Below are 17,931 nucleotides of genomic sequence, written 5' to 3'. Positions count from 1 at the left end.
CCGGGAGCCGTCCCAGGTGCCGACCACCCGATACTGACCCCACTTCGTACCCTGGACGCTCTCGTGCTCAACCTTGGACCAGTCCCAGCCGACGATGTCCGGCCCACTGCACTGGGGTGGCAGCGACGCGGCCATCGCGGCGCACAGCTGCGGCCCGTGGCCGGAGTTCTCCAGGACGGAGACGGCGTCGGCCGCGTACGTGACCGGCTTGCTGGCCGCCACTCCGCTGCCGCAGGCGGTCAGCACCATGAGGGCGAGGAAGGCGAGTGAGCGCATGACCTTCAGACGTGCGAACGCTCCGCAGAGGTTCAGCAGCATGCGCTCGAGGTCACCCAAGAGGACACCTCCGGGTCGGCGGGTGCGGCTGACATTGGAGGTACGCAGCGGGCGGGATGTTCGCATCCTGGCAGTTATGTTCATCCGCCAGCGGTTATGTCCGCCATCCCCGGGCAGTCGCTCTACGTGCCAGGCCGCGGATCGGCCACTCTCCGGTACGGCTGCCCCGTCAGGTCAGGCGGGGTAGCCACGCCCTACCGGCAACCCGACCGGCCAAGACCGCGCCTGCGGGATCAACGCACCCAGGTCTGCCGCCACGGCGGGACAGGCGGCGTGCGCTGACCATGCCTCTTCCCCTCGGCCTCGCCCGGATTCGCGAGGACATCCCCGCGCTGGTCCGGGCAGTTCACCAGGTCGCGCTCGAAAACCAGGGTGGCAGGTCCGGGCGGCGACCTCACGGGTCCGGGCGGCGGCCCCGAGAGTTCAGGGGCGGCGGCCGGCGGGCTCGGGCGGTCAGGTCAGATGGCGGCCTGGTAGGCGCTGGCGCGCATTCCCGCCAGCAGCCCCGCCGTCTGCTCCGGCGTGTAGCGGCGCACGGGATCGTGGTGCAGCAGCCCCTCGATGAGCGGCCGCATCACCCCGGCCCGCCGCGGCGGCGGGTAGGGGCCGCTGCGCGCCATGCCCAGCACCGTCGCGGCGTCCTGCCCGGGATAGGGCGGCTGGCCCTCGATGGCGCTGTAGAGGGTGGCCCCGAAGGACCACATGTCGGCCTCCTTGCTGGCCGGCCCCCCGTGCAGCCGCTCGGGGGCCATGAAGGCGGGGGTGCCGCGCAGCCGGCGCGAGTTCGTCATGCGGATGTCGCCCTCGGCGGTCGCTATCCCGAAGTCGGTCAGCACCACCCGGTCACCGGTCAGCATGACGTTGGCGGGCTTGACGTCGCGGTGCAGCACACCCGCCTGGTGGGCGGTGCGCAGCGAGGCGAGCAGGTGCTGCCCGATGGCCGCCACCGACTGGGCCGGTAAGGTGCCCACCTGAGAGAGCAGCTGGTGCAACGAGAGCCCGTCGAGATATTCCATCACGATCCAGAGCTTGCCGCCCTCTTCGATCAGGTCATGCACCGTGACGATGTTGGGATGCGTCAGCCCCGCGGCCATCCGCGCCTCACGCAGCACCCGGCGGCGCACCATCTCGGCCTCACCGGCCAAGGTCAGCTCCTTGAGCGCCACCGTACGGTGGAGGAGCTGATCGAACGCCCGCCAGACGACTCCCATACCCCCACGACCGGCCTCCTCATTCAGGAGGTACCGTCCGCCGATCTCCCGCATACCATCCCCTCAAGCTCCGGGGGATAATCATGTCACCTCAGCACCAGCTGTAGGGTGCCTAACGTGATCTGGATATGTCGGAAAGTGTAGGTTCGCTGGTCAGAGGCCCAGAAATTCGATCCGACAAAGCGCGCCACACCAGTCCGACTCCCGCCAAACATACTCCCGTCGCGCCGACGAGGACGGCTCCGATGCCCACGAACTCGGCCACGACGCCGCCCAGGGCCGCTCCGAGGGGCATTCCGCCCATCCCGACGAGCCGGTATGCCGAATTCACCCTGCCGAGCAGTTCCGCCGGGATCAGCCGCTGCCTGAGCGAGATCACCAGCACGTTCCCCGCGGCCCCGACCAGCCCCCACAGCACGGCCGTCGGGTAGAGCGCCCAGGCGGACGGCACGATCACCGGCACCAGGAGCAGCAGGCTGCTGATCAGCCAGTTGCCCACGAGCGTCCGGAACTCCCCGAACATCGCCGCGGCCCCGCCCGACAGCAGCGAGCCGAGCACCGCCCCGATCGCGAAGGCCGTGGTCATCAGGCCGTACCCGGCCGGCTCCAGCCCCATCCGCGACCCGTCGCCGACCGCCCACAGCACGAAGACGGCGAAGTAGGCGGAGTTGGCCAGGTTGAGCAGGCCGGCCGTGATCGCCAGGCTCCGCAGGACCCGGTGCGACCACAGGTAGCGCAGCGCCTCGGCGATGTCCACGCGCATGGGGCGGCGCCGCGCGGGCGCGGCCAGGCGGTACGTGCCGCGCATGCCCACCAGGAGCAGCCCCGCGGCGCCGTACAGGAGGGCCGGGGCGCCGATGACGGCGGCGGGCAGGGCCACGACGAGCAGGCCGGCCGCCGGCGCGCCGACGAAGTCGTTGCCGATCATCTGGGCGGTGGAAATGCGGCCGTTCGCCCTGGTCAGGCGCTCCTGGGGGACGGTCATGGGCAGGATGGACTGCGCGGAGAGGTCGGCGAAGACCTCGCACACGCCGGCCAGCAGCACGGCGGCCAGCAGGAGCCACAGGTCGAGCAGGCCGAGCGCGGCCAGGAGCGTGGCGGCGGCCAGGATCGCGGCGCGGGCGAGGTTGGCCCGCACCATGACGCGGCGGCGGTCGGCCCGGTCGGCCACCGCGCCCGCGTGCAGCGCCAGCACCAGCCACGGCAGCGTGGCGGCGGCCCCCACCAGGGACACGAGGGTGGGGGCGCGGGTCATCGACACGGCGAGCAGCGGCGCGCCGATCTTCAGCACGCCGTCCGCCAGGTTGGACATCCCGGTGGAGGCCCATAGGAATCCGAATGAACGCCCAAGACCGGCCATGGCTGACTCCGATAGTGTGTAAGGGAAAGTGTGCACAGGTTTCTTTGCAAAGATAGGCTTGCACAACGATGCAGATCAAGAGCTTCTCCGCCCGGACGCTCGACGCGAACGCGCTGAAGTCGTTCGCTCACCCCCTGCGACTGCGGATCTACGAGCTGCTGGACGAGCGCGGCCCCGCCACGGCCACCGGGCTCGCCGGCCTGCTCGGGCAGAACACCGGGGCGACCAGCTACCACCTGAGGGAGCTGGCCAAGCACGGCATGATCGAGGTCGCGGCCGGGATGGGTCGCGGGAAGGAGAAGTTCTGGCGCATCACGCCCGGCGGCTTCTCCTACGGCGAGCCGCCCGCCGACCCGGAGGCGGCGAGCGCGATGGAATACCTCCTCGACGACCTGGTCCGCCGGCGCGGCGCCGAGCTGGCCCGGTGGCGCGAGGAGATGACCGGGGCGCCGGAGGAGTGGGTGGAGGCCGCCGCGTTCGGGCGCCGGTCGCTGCGGCTCACGCCGGAGGAGACCGCCGCCATGCGGGACCAGGTCTTCGAGGTGCTGGAGCGTTACCGGGCGCTGTCGGACGGCCGGGCGGAGCCGCCGGAGCCGGCCGGGCACGTGGTCGTGCACTTCGACGTCCTGCCGGTGGGCGCCACGCCCGAGCGCTGAGGGCCCGGCTCAGGGTGGCCCGCCGCGATCACATCCTAGGGATTTCCCTAGGCCCCGCCCTGAGGCCAGGGCTTGACCCGAGCCCATAGTGTCCTCGATCGGAACCCGGCCCTTTCCGGGCGACGGCCAAGGAGTCGACCATGGCGCGCGGCAAGATGCCGTTACCGGCCCGCTGGAACGCTCCACGACGTCACGGGCAGGCTCACCGGGCGGCAGGCGGGGGCTCGCCCGGGGAGCGGGCGCGGCAGGAGGGGCCGGGCCGCACCCGCACGGACATCAGCCGCGCGCCGTTCACCCGCACGGCATTCAATCGCTGACACGCCTCCGGGCCCGCCGGACACAGGGCTCGGACGGGCGGCGCCCCCGTCCCGGGCTGGAGGGACGGGGGCGCCTGCCCCTCCTCGCGCGAGCGGTCAGGTGATCAGGCTGAGGGCGCGCTCGGCCATGCCCTCCGGGGCCGTCTTCGGCGAGCCGCAGGAGAACGGCGGCTGCGGGTCGTACTCGATGGCGAGCTGCACGCTCTGCGCCGTCTCGGGGTCGGTCGCCCGCGCCAGCAGCGTCAGCGCCATGTCGATGCCCGCCGACACCCCCGCCGCGGTCACGATCCTGCCCTCCGTGACCACCCGCTCGGTCACCGGCTCGGCCCCGTACGTCCTCAGCAGGTCGAGGATGGCCCAGTGGGACGTAGCCCGCGCGCCCGACAGCAGCCCGGCGGCACCGAGCAGGAGCGAGCCACTGCACACCGAGGTCGTCCACCGGGTGCGCTCGTGCGCCTGCCTGATCCAGCCCACCAGGGCCTCGTCGGACAGGGCGTCCAGGGTGCCCGGGCCGCCCGGGACCACGATCACGTCCGGCGCGGGCAGGTCGGTGTACGAGGCCGTGGCGGTCAGCGTGAGTGTGCCGCGGTCGTCGCCGACCGGCCCCGGCTCGGCGGCGACGAACGTGACCGTCCAGCCGGGCGCGAAGGCCAGCACCGTGTACGGCCCCACCGCGTCGAGCGCGGTGAACCGGGGATAGAGCGGGATGGCGACGTGCATGGGCTTACCTCTCCTTGGACTGGAAACGGCGCCGGTGGTCGCCCGGCGAGATCCGCCAGTGCCGACGGAAGACGCGGTAGAGCGTCTCCGGCGTGCCGAGCCCCGACTCCCTGGCGACCGACTCCAGGGGCAGGCCGGTCACCTCCAGGAGCCGCCTGGCGGTGTCGGCCCGGCTGCGTTCGACGTACCGGCCGGGGGACAGGCCGGTCTGCTCGGTGAAGACGCGTGAGAAGTGCCGCTCACTCATCCCGGCGCGCGCGGCGAGGGCGGGCACGCTGAGGTCGGCGGCCGGGTTCGCGTCGATGTGGGCCTGCAGCTCCCTGAGCGGCTCGCTGCGCGGCGTCATGGCCCGCATCGGGGTGCTGAACTGGCTCTGCCCGCCCGGCCTGTGCAGGTAGACCACGAGGCCCCGGGCGACGTCCCTGGCCAGCGCGTGCCCGTGGTCCCTGGCCACCAGCGCCAGCGCCAGGTCCACGCCCGACAGCACGCCCGCGGAGGTCCAGACGTCGCCGTCCTCGATGTAGAGGGGATCGGCGTCGACCTCGACGCGTTCGTAGTGGCTCTGGAGCTCGCCCGCGACCAGCCAGTGCGTGGTGGCCCGCCGGTGGTCCAGCAGCCCGGCCTCGGCCAGCAGGAACGCGCCGTTGCAGACCGACGCCACCCGGCGCGCGGCCGCGGCGAGCGCGGCGATGCCCGCCACCAGCTCCCGATCGGCCAGCTGCTCGGGCACGGACAGCCCGCCGGCCACCAGCAGCGTGTCGATCGGCCCGGTGACCTCGGACAGCGCCGCCGCCGTGACCGTGACGCCGTTCCCGGCGGGCACCGCGCCGGCGCGCACGGCGACCAGCTCGACCCGGTAGCCGTCGCGGGGCCGGAACAGGGCGGCGGTGGCGAACACGTCGGCCGGACCGGCCATGTCCAGGAGCTGGAAGCCGGGGAAGACGACGATCAGGACACGTCGCTGCATGCTGTCCATGCTGTCCATGCTGGTCGCGGGCCGGTCATGGCGTCAACGACACGAACATTGCACATTACGCCACGGTCAGGTCCCGGCGTCGTCGAGCACGACCGCGGGCTCCTCGTCCGCGTCCAGCCGGTCGCATGCGAGCGGCAGGCCGGTGGCCGCCTCGACGAAGGCGAGCGCCCGTGCTCGTACCGGTGCCCGGTGAAGTGCCGCGAGAACGCCGAGAGCCCCCGGGGGCAGGACCGGGGGCTCTCGCCGACGATGGGCGCAGGTGATCAGCCCATGTGCGGGTAACGGTGGTCGGTCGGCGGCACGAACGTCTCCTTGATCGTGCGGGCGTTCACCCAGCGGATCAGGTTGAAGATCGAGCCGGCCTTGTCGTTGGTGCCGGAGGCGCGGGCGCCGCCGAACGGCTGCTGGCCCACGACCGCGCCGGTCGGCTTGTCGTTGACGTAGAAGTTGCCCGCCGCGAAGCGCAGCCGCTCGGAGGCGGCGGCGATCGCGTACCGGTCCTGGGCGATGATCGACCCGGTCAGCGCGTACGGGGCGATGCCCTCCATCTGGTCGAGCACCGTGTCGTAGTCGCGGTCCTCGAAGACGTGCACGCCGAGGATCGGCCCGAAGTACTCCTTGACGAAGATCTCGTCGGTCGGGTCCGCGCACTCCAGGATGGTCGGCTTGACGAAGTAGCCGGTGGAGTCGTCGTACGAGCCGGTGAGCACGTCGATGTTCGACGCCGCCCGCGCCCGGTCGATCGCCTCCTTGTGCTTGGCGAAGGCCCGCCCGTCGATGACCGCGCCCATGAACGTGGACAGGTCGCCCGACACGTCGCCCACGGTCAGCGACTCGGCCACGGAGACGAAGTCGTCACGCATGCGGTTCCAGACCGAGCGCGGCACGTACGCCCGCGACGCGGCCGAGCACTTCTGGCCCTGGTACTCGAACGCGCCCCTGACCAGCGCCGTCGAGAGCACCGCCGGGTCGGCCGACGGGTGGGCGAGCACGAAGTCCTTGCCGCCGGTCTCCCCGACGAGGCGCGGGTAGCCGTGGTAGGAGGCGATGTTCGCGCCGACCGTGCTCCACAGGTGCTGGAACGTCGCGGTCGAGCCGGTGAAGTGGATGCCGGCCAGCGCCGGGTGGCCGAGCGCCACCTCGGAGACGGCCTGCCCGTTGCCGGTGACCATGTTGATCACACCCGGCGGCAGCCCGGCCTCCTCCAGCAGCCGCATCGTGAAGTGCGCGGCGAACTGCTGGGTCGGCGACGGCTTCCAGACGACGACGTTGCCCATCAGGGCGGCCGACGTCGGCAGGTTTCCGGCGATGGCGGTGAAGTTGAACGGCGTGATCGCGAGCACGAAGCCCTCGAGCGGCCGGTATTCCATCCGGTTCCACACGCCCGGCGACGAGACCGGCTGGTCGGCGTAGAGCTGGCGGGCGTAGGCCACGTTGAACCGCAGGAAGTCGATCAGCTCGCAGGCCGAGTCGATCTCCGCCTGCTGCGCCGACTTGGACTGGCCCAGCACGGTCGCCGCGTTCAGCGTCGCCCGCCACGGCCCCGACAGCAGGTCGGCGGCCTTCAGGAAGATCGCCGCCCGCTCGTCGAACGACAGCGCCCGCCAGGCGGGCGCCGCCTGGAGCGCGCCGGCGATGGCGTCCTGCACGTCCCGGGCCGTAGCGTCGTTGGTACGGCCCAGGACGGAGGCATGGTTGTGCGGTTGCACCACGTCGATGGTCGCGCCGCCGCCGAGGCGCTGCTCGCCCCCGATGGTCATGGTCAGGTCGAGCGACGACCCGGCCAGTTCCTTGATGCGGTCCTCCAGCGCGCCCCGCTCGGCGCTGCCGGGCGCGTAGCCGTACACACGCTCGTTAGCGGGCACGGGCACGTTGCTGATGGCATCCATTTACTTACCCCCAAGGGCACGAAGGAAGAAGGCGACGTTGGCGGGGCGCTCAGCGAGGCGGCGCATGAAGTAGCCGTACCAGTCGTCGCCGTAGGGGACGTAGACGCGGACCGTGTGGCCGGCCCCGGCCAGGGCCTCCTGCCGGTCGGTCCTGATTCCGTAGAGCATCTGGAACTCGTGGTCGCCGATCGTCCGCCCGAACCGGTCGGCGAGCAGCTCCGTGATCGCGATCATGCGGTCGTCGTGCGTCGCCACCATGGGGTACCCCTTCCCCGCCATGAGGATCCGCAGGCATCGCACGTACGCCTTGTCCACGTCGGACTTGCCCTGGTGGGCCACGGAGGCGGGCTCGCGGTAGGCGCCCTTGACCAGGCGTACGCGGGAGCCCTCGTCCGACAGGTCGCGGCAGTCCTGCTCGCTGCGGAACAGGTACGCCTGGATCGCCACGCCCGTCGCCGGGTAGTCCTCGCGCAGCTTGCGCAGGATGGACAGCGTCGAGTCGACGGTGGTGTGGTCCTCCATGTCGAGCGTGACGGTGGAGCCGTTCGCCGCGGCGGCGGCGCAGATCTCGCGGGCGTGCTCGAGCGCCATGGCGTCGTCGAGCCGCTGCCCGACCGCCGACAGCTTCACCGACACCTCGCCCCGGGTCCCGAGATCGAGCGGCCTGACCGCTTGGAGCAGGGTGATGTAGGCGTTGGCGGTGTCCTCGGCGGCCCGCGCGTCCAGCGTCTCCTCGCCGAGGTGGTCGACGGTCACGGCGAGCTTGGCGTCGCTCAGCCGTTCGATGGCGGCGCGGGCCTCCTGGACGCTCTCGCCCGCGACGAACCGCTGCACGACCTTCTTGGTGAGCGGGAAGCCTGACACGGAGCGGCGTACGACACCGCTCCTCGAAGCGGTGAGCAGCAGTTGACCCAGCATGGTGCCAAGTCTAAAAACGCAGCTCAGAGGGGGGCCATCGACGGGCGTAACGCCGGTTGTGGCAGGCTGTCGTACAAATGCACAACTCGGCCGACCTACAAGAGATCGTCGACGAGATCGCCGCCCGGCTGGGCGCGTCCGCGACGCTGGAGGACCGCTCGTTCCGGCTGTTGGCCTACGGAGCGCAGCACGGTGACATCGACACGGTCCGCCAGGAGTCGATCCTGCGCCGCCGCGCCACGGGGGAGGTGCGCGAATACTTCGAGCGCTACGGCATCGCCCGGGCGAGCGGCCCGGTCCGGATCCCCGCGGACGCCGAGCTCAAGGTCCTGGCCAGAGTGTGCTGGCCGCTGCGCCACGCGGACGTCACCTACGGCTACCTGTGGCTGCTCGACTCGGGCGAGCTGACCGACGAGACCCTGCGGGCCGCCGCGCCGCTCGTGGCCAGGGCCGCCGCGGCGCTCGCCCAGGAGGCCAGGAGCAGGCAGGACCTCGGGCGCGGCCTGCGCGCCCTGCTCTCCGCCGATCCCGAGGAGCGCGCCGGCGCCTCCATCGAGGTGCCGGGCCCGGTCGCGGCCATCGCCGTACGCGAGTCGCAGGAGCGCGTCGCGGCCCTCTGGACGCTCCCGCGCGGCGTCGTGGCCCGCCCGGGCTCGCCGGTCGCCCTGCTGGCCCCCGCCCACCTGGCGGGCGAGGTGGCGCAGACCGTCCAGAGCGCGTACGGCACCGCCGCCGGCATCGGCGCGCCCAGGGCCGACCCGGCCGACGCCTGGCTGAGCTGGCGCGAGGCCCGCCAGGCCCTGCGCATCGCCGAGCACTTCCCCCGCCACGCCCCCATCGCGCGTTGGGAGGACCTGGGCGTGCACCGCCTGCTGGCCCGGCTCGGCCAGGCGGACCTGCGCGAGCTCGCCGCCGAGACCACGGCGCTGGACGCCGAGCTGGCGCACACCGTGGAGGTCTACCTCGACCTCGGCGGCCACGTCCAGAAGACGGCCGCCGAGCTGGGCATCCACCGCCAGACGCTCTACTACCGGCTGGGCAAGGCCGAGCGCCTCACGCACCGCGACCTGTCCGACGGCGACGACCGCCTGGCCGTGCACCTGGCACTGAAGGCGGCCCACCTGCGCAACCTGGACGCCTGAGCGGTCCCTGCGAAGTCTCCTTAACCTTCCCGGCCGACCGTGCGGCGCGGGCGCGGCCGCTCGGCCGCCGTCCTCGCTCAGCCGGTGGCGCGGTCGAGGAGTTCGAGCAGGTGGTGGTACGGCTTGCCGGTGGCGCGGGTCAGGCCGAGCTCGCAGGTGCGGTTGACCGAGGCGTGCGCGGCGAACCCCCCGGCCCGTACGGCGGCGGCCTCCGCCCGGGTGGCCGAGGCGGTCAGCTCGGGATGGAGCAGGCCGCGGTCGCCGGCGAAGGCGCAGCACTGCCAGCCGTCGGGGACCACCACCTCGTCCGCGACCGCCTGGGCGATCCGCGTGATCGCGGCGTCCAGGCCCAGGCGGGTGGAGGAGCAGGTGGGGTGCAGGGCCAGGGAGGGCAGTCGGCGTTCCACCCGGAGGCGGGGCAGGAGGTGCTCGGCGGTGAAGGCGACCGCGTCCAGCACCTGGAGGACGGGCCCGGCTCCTGCTCCGGCTCCTGTGTCGGTGCCTGCTCCGGCGCCTGTTTCGGCGGAGGCGACGGCGACGAGGCGGTGGAAGCCCTCGGTGCAGGAGGCGGCGTCGCTGACGACCGGGATGCGGCCACCGTCCGTGGCCCCGAGGAGCGCGTCGCGGACGCGGTCGCTCATCGCCTCGAAACCGTCGGCGTACCCCTTGGACGACCAGACCAGGGCGTGCCGCAGCACAGGCCGCCGATCCCCTCGGGCACGTGCAGCCGCACGCCCGCCCGCTCGGCCAGCCGGGCGAACGCGGCCATCACGCCGGGGCCGCCGTCGGCCGGGGCGAAGAGGGTGTTCAGGCAGGACGGGACGTAGACCGCCTCGGCTCCGGGGTCCGGGGCCGGGCGGCGGCGGGTCCCGCCGCGCGGCAGGTCACGGGTCCACTGAGGGACGGTCTCGGAGCCGACGATCGCGCGGGCGGCACGGCTGGCGGCTTCGGGGAGAGCGGGCGGGGTGGCGGCGGCGGTGTCCAGGCCGAGGTTCATCGCCCTGGTGACGCCGTCCCAGTGCTTGGCGGCCGTCTTCCAGCCCCGCTGCGCGGCGCGGCCGTGCCGTTCCGCGCGCAGGCGCTTGGTCAGGTCGCCGGTGTTGATGCCGACGGGGCAGGCGGTGGCGCACATGCCGTCCACGGCGCAGGTGTCCACCGCGTCGTAGCCGTACTCCTCCCGCAGCCGGCGGGCCAGCTCGTGGTCACCCGCCTCCTCGGCGGCGGCGAGCTCGCGGCGCAGCACGATGCGCTGGCGGGGAGTGGTGGTCAGGTCGCGGCTGGGGCAGACGGGCTCGCAGTAGCCGCACTCGACGCACCGGTCGACCTCGGGCTCGACGGTGCCGACGGACTTGAGGTCGCGCAGGTGGGCGTCGTCGTGGTCGGTGAGGACGACGCCCGGGTTGAGGGTGCCCGCCGGATCGCACAGGCGTTTGACCTCGCGCATCACCTCGTACAGCTCGTCGCCGTACTGGCGGCGGACGAAGGGGGCCATGACGCGGCCGGTGCCGTGCTCGGCCTTGAGCGTGCCGCCCCGCTCCAGGACGGCGGTCACCATGTCCTCGGTGAAGGCGGCGTAGCGGTCGAGGTCGGTGGCGAAGCGCTCGTTGAGCATGAAGTGCAGGTTGCCGTCCTTGGCGTGGCCGAAGATCACGCTGCGCTCGTAGCGGTGCTCGGCGAACAGCGCGGTCAGGTCGTCACACAGGTCGGCCAGCGCGGGGACGGGGACGGCGACGTCCTCCAGCAGGGCCGTCGTGCCGCTGGGGCGGGCGCCGGCGACGGAGGCGTACAGGCCCTTGCGGATGTGCCACAGCCCGGCCCGGCCGCCCGCGTCCCTGCTCAGCCGGGCCGGCGCGGCCGTCTTGAGCTGGGCGAACACGCCCTCGGCGGCCCGCTCGCGCGCGGTCAGCAGGTCGGGGTCGGACTCCTGCCATTCGATCAGCAGTGCGGCGTGCTCGGCGACGGTGAGCGTACGCAGCAGGTCGTCGGCCTTGGGGTCGGTCTGGGCCACCCGCAGCGACTCGGCGTCCAGCAGCTCGATCGCGGCGGGCCCGGCCGCGACCAGATCGGGCATGGCGGCCATCGCCTCCCGCAGGGTGGGGAAGACGAGCAGGCCGGTGGCGGCCAGCCGGTGGGCGGGCACCGTGCGCAGCACGGCCTCGGCGACGAAGCCGAGCGTGCCTTCGCTGCCGATGACCAGGTGGGCGAGGATCTGCGCGGGCGAGTCGTGGTCGAGGAAGCTGTTGAGGCCGTAGCCCATGGTGTTCTTCAGCGAGAACTGCGCCTGGACCCGGCGCACCGAGTCGGGGTTGCCGCGTACCCGGTCGCGCAGCCTGACCAGGCCCTCGGCCAGCTCGGGTTCGAGCGCGCGCAACCGCTCGTCGGCGTCGGGGGCGCCGGTGTCGATGAGGGTGCCGCTGGGCAGCACCACCGTCATCGACTCCAGCGTCCGGTACGTGTTGGCGTGCGTGCCGCAGGTCATGCCGCTGGAGTTGTTGGCCACCACGCCGCCGATCGTGCACGCCGACTCGCTGGCCGGGTCGGGCCCGAGCTTGCGGCCGTAGGGGGCCAGGCGGGCGTTGACCTGCCGGAGCACCGCGCCCGGCTGCACCCGTACCCGCTGCCCGTCGTCCAGCACCTCGATCTCGCGGAAGTGCCGGCGCGTGTCCACCAGCAGGTGCTCGCTCACCCCCTGCCCGCTCAGGCTGGTGCCGCCCGAGCGGAACGTCAGCGCCAGGCCGGTCCGCAGCAGCGCCGCGACCTGCCCGGCGCTCTCGGGCACCAGCACGGCCTGCGGGGTGAGCAGGTAGTGCGAGGCGTCGTGGGCCATGCCGAGCCGGTCGCTCACCCGCGATCGGGTGATCCCCGGCACGGCCGCCTCCACGGCGGCCAGAACGTCGGGAGCCGGAGCGGTCAGCCGCCGCGGTTCAGGGTGGTTCACGCTCGTGCTCTCTTCGTTCGTCGCGGCCGCACGCGTCATCGGGGACCGATGACCTGCTGGCGCTGGGTGCCGAGCCCGTCGATGCCGAGCTCCATGACGTCGCCGGGCTGGAGCCAGATCTGCGGGTCGTGGCCCATGCCGACGCCGGGCGGGGTGCCGGTGTTGATGAGGTCGCCGGGTTCCAGGACCATGAACTGGCTCAGGTGGTGCACGATGACGTACGGGTCGAAGATCATCGTCTTGGTGGTGCCGGTCTGGCGGCGCTCGCCGTTGACGTCCAGCCACATGCCGAGGTTGGTGACGTCGGCGATCTCGTCCGGCGTGACCAGCCAGGGGCCGGCCGGGTTGAAGGTCTCGGCGGACTTGCCCTTGCTCCACTGGCCGCCGCGTTCCATCTGGAAGGCGCGCTCGCTGACGTCGTTGACCACGCAGTAGCCGGCGATCGCGTCCTTGGCCTCCTCCACCGTGTCCAGGTAGGAGGTGCGGCGGCCGATCACGATGCCCAGCTCCACCTCCCAGTCGGTCTTGGTCGCGCCGCGCGGGATGCGCACGTCGTCGTACGGGCCGACGAGGGTGTTGGGCGACTTGGTGAACAGGATCGGCTCGTCCGGGACCGCCTGGCCGGTCTCGGCGGCGTGGTCGCTGTAGTTGAGGCCGATGCACAGGATCTGGTGCGGCCGGGCGATCGGCGCGCCGATCCGCTCACCGGCGAACTCCCGGCGCCGGCCGGTGGCGACCCGGTCGGCGAGCAGGGCGACGCCGCCCGCCGCGAAGAACTTCTCGTCGAAGTCGGGGGTGACGTCGGAGACGTCGATGTAGTGGGTGTCGTCCACGCGGACGACGGGCTTCTCGGCGCCGGGTGCGCCGATGCGCATGAGATACACGGTCGTTTCTCCGTTACTTGGAAATCCAGTAGGGCGTGGGCAGCCCGCGGACGCCCACCTTCGCGGTGAACAGGCGGCCGTCGCCGGGGCCGGGGCCGGTCAGGCCCTGGATGGAGGTGGTGATGACGAGGGTGTCGAGGTCGGGTCCGGCGAACGCGGCGCTGGAGGTGTGCGGGGCGCCGGTCTCGACGGTGGCCAGCAGCTCGCCGGCGGGCGTGCGGCATTCGACGCGGCCGAGCCCCCAGTTGGCGATCCACAGGTTGCCGTCGGCGTCGGCGCACATGCCGTCGGGTTTGCCGTCGGTGATGGTGAACGCCTCCCGCCGCGGCCCGGTCTTCCCGCTGTCCGCGTCGTAGTCGCGTACCCACACCGTGCCAGGGATGGTGTCCACGCTGTAGAACCGGTCGCCGACCCAGGCCAGGCCGTTGGACAGCACCAGGTCGGTGTCGAGGTACGTCAGGCCGGTCCCGTCGAGGCGGGCCAGCACCTCCTCGCCGTGCCGGTCGTCCTGGGCCAGGCTGCCGACGAGGAACCGCCCGGCCGGGTCCACGGCACCGTCGTTGAGCCGGCTGCGCGCGCCCTCGGCCAGCACCCGGGCCAGCTCGGTGCGCCGGCCGCCGGGGTCCACGCGGGTCAGCGTCTCCTTCCCGGCGACGATCAGCTCGCCGTCCTCGGAGACGGCGACCGCTCCCACCGTGGAGCCGAAGGTGTGCCGACGCGTGGCGGTGACCATGCCGTCGTCGAGCATGCCTTCGTACACGGTACAGGCGATGGTGTCCACCCACAGCGGGCGCTGCTGGGCGGCGTCCAAGGTCGGGCCTTCGCCGAGGCTGTAGACCTCCGCCGACGCCGGGCCGGCGGTGAACTTCACCATGGATCCTCTCCGGAGACGAGGGCGCGGATGGCCGGCAGGTCGGCGACGAGCTTGCCGAGCGGGGTCCGGTACGCCAGGCCGCTGACGCTGATCGCGCCGCTGGGTGTCGTGGGCGAGTTCAGGTACGCCGGCACGGCCACGCAGTTCACGCCCGGCTCGTTCTCCTGGTCGTCGGCGGCGTAGCCCTGCTCGCGGATGCGTACCAGCTCGGCGTGCAGCTCCTCCACCGTGCCGATCGACCGCTCGGTCGGCCGCTCCAGCCGGCGCTCGCCCACCCAGGCGCGGACCGCCTGCTCGTCGGGGAGCGCGTGGGCCAGCAGCACCTTGCCGACGGCCGTGCAGTGCGCCGGATTGCGGCCGCCCACCACCGACGTCAGCCGCACCGCCCCCGAGTCCGGGTCCAGCTTGGACCGATAGACGACGGAGGGGCCGTCCAGCACCGCGTAGTGCACCGTCTCGCCGTGGCGATCGCACAACGCCTTGAGAATCGGCATCACGCGGACGTGGTCGGGGCGCGCCTCGTGGTGCGCGAAGGCCATCCGCAGGAACTCGTCGCCCAGCACGTACCGGCCGTGACCGTGCTGCGCCGCGAACCCGGCCCGCCGCAGCGCGGCCAGCGCACGGTGCACCGTCGGCTTCGGGCTGTCCACCGCCCGCGCCATCTCCTCCAGCCCGATCCCATCGGGGTGCCGCGCCAGCTCGGCCAGCACCGCCAGCACGCGATCGGACCCGACCAGCTTCGGCTCGTCCATCAAATCGGACATGTTCCGAACATTAGACCATCGTTCCGCCAGACGAAAGTTCTGGCTGTGCGGCGGACCTGTCAGCCGAGTGCGGTGGCGACGATCAGGATCAGCAGCAGCACCAGCGCGCCGGCCGGGATCGTCAGCAGGGCGATGACGCAGCCCTTCCCGTTCCACGGCTGCGGCGCGGGGCCGAGGGCGCCTCGCGAGTATGCCCACATGGGGGCTCGGTATTCGACCTCGAGCGCCGTGCCCGGCTGGAGCCAGACCGTCAGGTCCGCGGGGCCGATCTGCGAGGGGAGGAAGTAGGGCAGGTGGACGTGAAGATGGTGCCGGCCGGGGGGAAGCGGGATCGTGTTGCGGCCCCATCGGCCCGGCATCAGGTGGCCGTTGAGGACGATGTTGGGCGTGAACATGGCCAGCAGGAACCCGAGCGCGTGCCGCTTCACGTCGAGGACGAGATGCGCCTGATGGGGTGGCGGGCTCCATGGTGCGTGCGGCCTGGGGGGATGCATGGCGCACATGCTAGTGGCACCCCGAACGCACATGATCTCCCTTCGAACCGCCTGAAACTGGTGACATACCGGCGACATACCGGCAGCCGCTCGCCCGGGAGGGTCGCCCAGCGTCCTTTGATGTGCGGCCATCACCGCGGTGGACGCCGGGACGCCGGGACGCCGGGACCCGGGACCCGGTGCCGGAGCAGGCCGCCGGCCTCCGGCCTCCGGCGGCGCGCTGCCGTACTCGGGCGGGCTCCGGGCGAGCCGGATGGGGCGGGCTCCGGGCGCGTCAGTGCGCGAAGCGGTAGCCGAAGCCTGAGCGGAGCGCACCCGTTCAAGGCAGGTTGCGGAAGACGCCTGATGCCCTGCCGATCAGCCCGGTGGCCAGGAGCGGGCCGCCCGGGACGGCCGTCAGCGAGGTCAGTTCGCCGCCGGACGGAACCCTGCTCCAGCGGCCGGCGGGGTCGCGGTGGGCGAGGGCGGAGTCGTACCCGTTGATGTCGGTGGAGCCGACGAACCAGTGGCCGCCCCTGCCGTCGGGGACGGGCGGGAGGCCTCGGACCATGCGGCCGGCCTTCGCGGAGGTGTCCTCGCTGCGCCAGCCGGAACCGGCCTGGAAGAGCAGGAACGACGACGCCCCGATCTCCCCGGTGATCCAGACGCCGGACGGGTCGGCGGTGATGGCGGTCAGCTGGGGGCCGCCCGGGTGAGGCGGGAAGTCGTCGGACGGGGGCGGGGCCTTCGGCAGTGCCGGGGTCAGGTCGACCCGCGTCCAGACCTCGCCGTCGAAATGGCGCACCCAGGGCCCGGCGCCGTCGAGGGCCCAGACGTCGGAGGCGGAGCGGGCGCTGACCCGGAAGGCGTGGAAGGAGAGGCTCCGCTCCGACCAGGTGGTGCCGTTGTAATGCCACATCTTGTGATCGCCGAAGATCCGTACGTCGTTGTCCGCGGTGACGGCGAGACCCCCGCTCGCGCCAGGCGGCGCCTGGACGACCGCCCAGACGCGGCCGTCCCAGCGCAGAACAGAGCCGCCGGCCGTCACCCACACGTTGGAGGGACCGGACGCGGCGACCGAGCCGACATCGCCGAGCTTCACCGGGAAGTCGCTTCTCGTCCAGCGATTGCCGTCCCAGTGGAAGGCCGTGGGGCGGTGCGGGCCGTCGGCTACCGGGATCCACGCGGCGATGCCGAGAATGTCCCAGCCGAAGGCCCAGGCCTCGTGCTCGCCGGTGGCGATGACCTGCCCGTACGTGACCGACGACTGACCGGCCACCAGCTTCCACCGGTCGTTGCCGTCGTCCCAGGGAGCGGTCAGCCAGATCCACAGCCCGACGACGGCCACACCCACCGCAGCCGACCAGAGCCACGGACCGATGATGGTCACCGGCTTCCACAACATGATCGGAGTGTATGAAGGCCCTCGGAGCGGCACATGAGTATGCGTACTCAGCTCAGGTGGCACAGCGGAAAGGCAAGTTCGACAAGCCATTCCGCTGTCGGGCTGCGGCGTGGTGCAGGCACGGCGCGAGGGCACCCGCTGACCGACCCCGCACCGCCACGGTCGGCCCTGCGGTGCGGAGTGCGCATGGCTGATACAAATGGGGCATGCGTGAATCCGCCGGGTATCCCCCGCAGCCGAACGTGCCGTCGGCCCGGCGCGTTCACAGCCGGAGGTACCGTGTGTGGGCCCACGTGCTCCTGTGGACGCCGGTCGCGCTCACGGTTGTCGGTGTCGTCCTCGGCCTGGGGCTGTTCGCGGCCGCCGACGCCGACCCGACTTACAGCTCGTCCGCGCTCGGCTATCTCGGCCTCGTCGTGTGGGGCGGCCTCGCGGTCATGTCGCCGGTCCTGCTCGGGTCGTTCATCGCCGGCCTGATCATGCTGATCCGCACCCGCAACTGAGGACGCGGCGGGACGCGGCCCCGCCGCGACACGCTCCAGGCCGGCCGGCCGCCCGCCCGCCCGAGCCGCAGACCAAGGCCGACACGCACGAGCGGTCCGACGGTGGCACGGTAGGGGATCGAGCCGGAGCCCGGCGGTCGAGGCAGGGAAGGTCACGGCGCTGTCAATTCGCCTCGTCGACCACAGTGGCACGGCCGTCACTGAAGCCGTCCACCGAAAAGCAGACTCGCCCCGTACTCCTGCATGGAACTGCGGCGAGGGACACACTCTTCGCCCGGCAGTAGCCCGCCAATGCGAAAGGGTGCCACCCTAGCCTCGATCTTTCGTGATCTCGGCGTGGTCGGTTGAACGGTTCGGCTGGAGGTGGAATGCGTGCTGTGGTCAGCACGCTGGCCCGGCTGTCGCGCCGAGTGGGCGGGGTTCCACGGGCCCGCGGGTGTCCTAATGAGTCCTGGGAGTAAGCCATCCGGCAGACTCCGTGGTGGATGGTGGCCGCCGGCAGGTGAGCACTCGGGTGTCCTGGACGTCGAGTCCTGATGAAAGACCGTGCCCCTGCCGGTTGGTC

Annotated in this window: 17 protein-coding genes; 3 read left to right on the top strand and 14 right to left on the bottom strand. The window is 72.3% G+C overall.

Annotated elements, in window-relative coordinates:
• From ACTWPW_RS58485 to ACTWPW_RS58475, 3 genes are all read right to left on the bottom strand, one after another.
• On the bottom strand, nt 1–336 hold a 336-nt coding region (locus tag ACTWPW_RS58485; protein WP_443174151.1), incomplete at its 3' end, for a hypothetical protein.
• Between the two features lie 458 nt (nt 337–794).
• The gene (locus ACTWPW_RS58480) at nt 795–1,601 is read right to left on the bottom strand and encodes a serine/threonine-protein kinase (RefSeq protein ID WP_364137865.1); all 807 of its coding nucleotides are present in this window, start codon (nt 1,599–1,601) and stop codon (nt 795–797) included.
• A gap of 58 nt (nt 1,602–1,659) precedes the next feature.
• A complete protein-coding gene (locus ACTWPW_RS58475) occupies nt 1,660–2,907 on the bottom strand; it encodes an MFS transporter (protein WP_443174150.1) in 1,248 nt (415 codons plus the stop codon).
• 68 nt (nt 2,908–2,975) lie between these two features.
• Between ACTWPW_RS58475 and ACTWPW_RS58470 the strand changes: the two genes are divergently transcribed.
• Entirely contained in the window at nt 2,976–3,563 is a 588-nt protein-coding gene (locus tag ACTWPW_RS58470; protein ID WP_375109402.1) for an ArsR/SmtB family transcription factor, read from the top strand.
• 413 nt (nt 3,564–3,976) lie between these two features.
• Here the strand turns inward: ACTWPW_RS58470 and ACTWPW_RS58465 are convergent, their stop codons facing one another.
• The 4 genes from ACTWPW_RS58465 to ACTWPW_RS58450 form a co-directional block, all read right to left on the bottom strand.
• A complete protein-coding gene (locus ACTWPW_RS58465) occupies nt 3,977–4,600 on the bottom strand; it encodes a DJ-1/PfpI family protein (RefSeq protein WP_443174149.1) in 624 nt (207 codons plus the stop codon).
• A 4-nt stretch (nt 4,601–4,604) separates the two neighbouring features.
• Nucleotides 4,605–5,567 carry a GlxA family transcriptional regulator gene (locus ACTWPW_RS58460; RefSeq protein ID WP_375109404.1) on the bottom strand — a complete coding sequence of 321 codons (963 nt, stop codon included), beginning with the start codon at nt 5,565–5,567 and terminating at the stop codon, nt 4,605–4,607.
• Between the two features lie 272 nt (nt 5,568–5,839).
• Nucleotides 5,840–7,465, bottom strand: a complete 1,626-nt coding sequence (pruA, locus tag ACTWPW_RS58455) for an L-glutamate gamma-semialdehyde dehydrogenase (RefSeq protein ID WP_375109405.1) — start codon at nt 7,463–7,465, stop codon at nt 5,840–5,842.
• Nucleotides 7,466–8,383, bottom strand: a complete 918-nt coding sequence (locus tag ACTWPW_RS58450; RefSeq protein WP_364137852.1) for a proline dehydrogenase family protein — start codon at nt 8,381–8,383, stop codon at nt 7,466–7,468.
• 77 nt (nt 8,384–8,460) lie between these two features.
• Between ACTWPW_RS58450 and ACTWPW_RS58445 the strand changes: the two genes are divergently transcribed.
• Nucleotides 8,461–9,525, top strand: coding sequence for a PucR family transcriptional regulator (locus ACTWPW_RS58445; protein WP_443174148.1), 1,065 nt, complete (start codon nt 8,461–8,463; stop codon nt 9,523–9,525).
• A gap of 77 nt (nt 9,526–9,602) precedes the next feature.
• On the opposite strand, the gene ACTWPW_RS58440 is transcribed toward ACTWPW_RS58445, so the two are convergent.
• The 7 genes from ACTWPW_RS58440 to ACTWPW_RS58410 form a co-directional block, all read right to left on the bottom strand.
• Nucleotides 9,603–10,223 carry a hypothetical protein gene (locus ACTWPW_RS58440; protein ID WP_443174147.1) on the bottom strand — a complete coding sequence of 207 codons (621 nt, stop codon included), beginning with the start codon at nt 10,221–10,223 and terminating at the stop codon, nt 9,603–9,605.
• Nucleotides 10,163–12,463, bottom strand: a complete 2,301-nt coding sequence (locus ACTWPW_RS58435) for an FAD-binding and (Fe-S)-binding domain-containing protein (RefSeq protein WP_443174146.1) — start codon at nt 12,461–12,463, stop codon at nt 10,163–10,165. The genes ACTWPW_RS58440 and ACTWPW_RS58435 overlap by 61 nt, the downstream gene beginning before the upstream one ends.
• 35 nt (nt 12,464–12,498) lie before the next feature.
• Nucleotides 12,499–13,347, bottom strand: coding sequence for a fumarylacetoacetate hydrolase family protein (locus tag ACTWPW_RS58430; protein ID WP_375109408.1), 849 nt, complete (start codon nt 13,345–13,347; stop codon nt 12,499–12,501).
• A gap of 13 nt (nt 13,348–13,360) precedes the next feature.
• Complete coding sequence (locus tag ACTWPW_RS58425) at nt 13,361–14,221, bottom strand: SMP-30/gluconolactonase/LRE family protein (protein WP_443174145.1); 861 nt, start codon at nt 14,219–14,221, stop codon at nt 13,361–13,363.
• Nucleotides 14,215–14,985, bottom strand: a complete 771-nt coding sequence (locus ACTWPW_RS58420) for an IclR family transcriptional regulator (protein WP_375109410.1) — start codon at nt 14,983–14,985, stop codon at nt 14,215–14,217. The genes ACTWPW_RS58425 and ACTWPW_RS58420 overlap by 7 nt, the downstream gene beginning before the upstream one ends.
• A 59-nt stretch (nt 14,986–15,044) precedes the next feature.
• Nucleotides 15,045–15,479 carry a hypothetical protein gene (locus ACTWPW_RS58415; RefSeq protein WP_375109411.1) on the bottom strand — a complete coding sequence of 145 codons (435 nt, stop codon included), beginning with the start codon at nt 15,477–15,479 and terminating at the stop codon, nt 15,045–15,047.
• 319 nt (nt 15,480–15,798) lie between these two features.
• A complete protein-coding gene (locus tag ACTWPW_RS58410) occupies nt 15,799–16,863 on the bottom strand; it encodes a hypothetical protein (RefSeq protein WP_443174144.1) in 1,065 nt (354 codons plus the stop codon).
• A gap of 206 nt (nt 16,864–17,069) precedes the next feature.
• Here ACTWPW_RS58410 and ACTWPW_RS58405 point away from each other — a divergent pair, with 206 nt between their 5' ends.
• On the top strand, nt 17,070–17,366 hold the full coding sequence (locus ACTWPW_RS58405) for a hypothetical protein (protein WP_443174143.1): 297 nt from the start codon (nt 17,070–17,072) through the stop codon (nt 17,364–17,366).
• Nucleotides 17,367–17,931: the final 565 nt, after the last annotated feature.

Origin of the sequence: Nonomuraea sp. KM90 (assembly GCF_052246675.1) — a bacterium.
Classification (GTDB): Bacteria; Actinomycetota; Actinomycetes; order Streptosporangiales; family Streptosporangiaceae; genus Nonomuraea.
The sequence above is the reverse complement of the archived record's forward strand: the minus strand, read 5'-3'. Positions and strand labels throughout refer to the sequence as shown.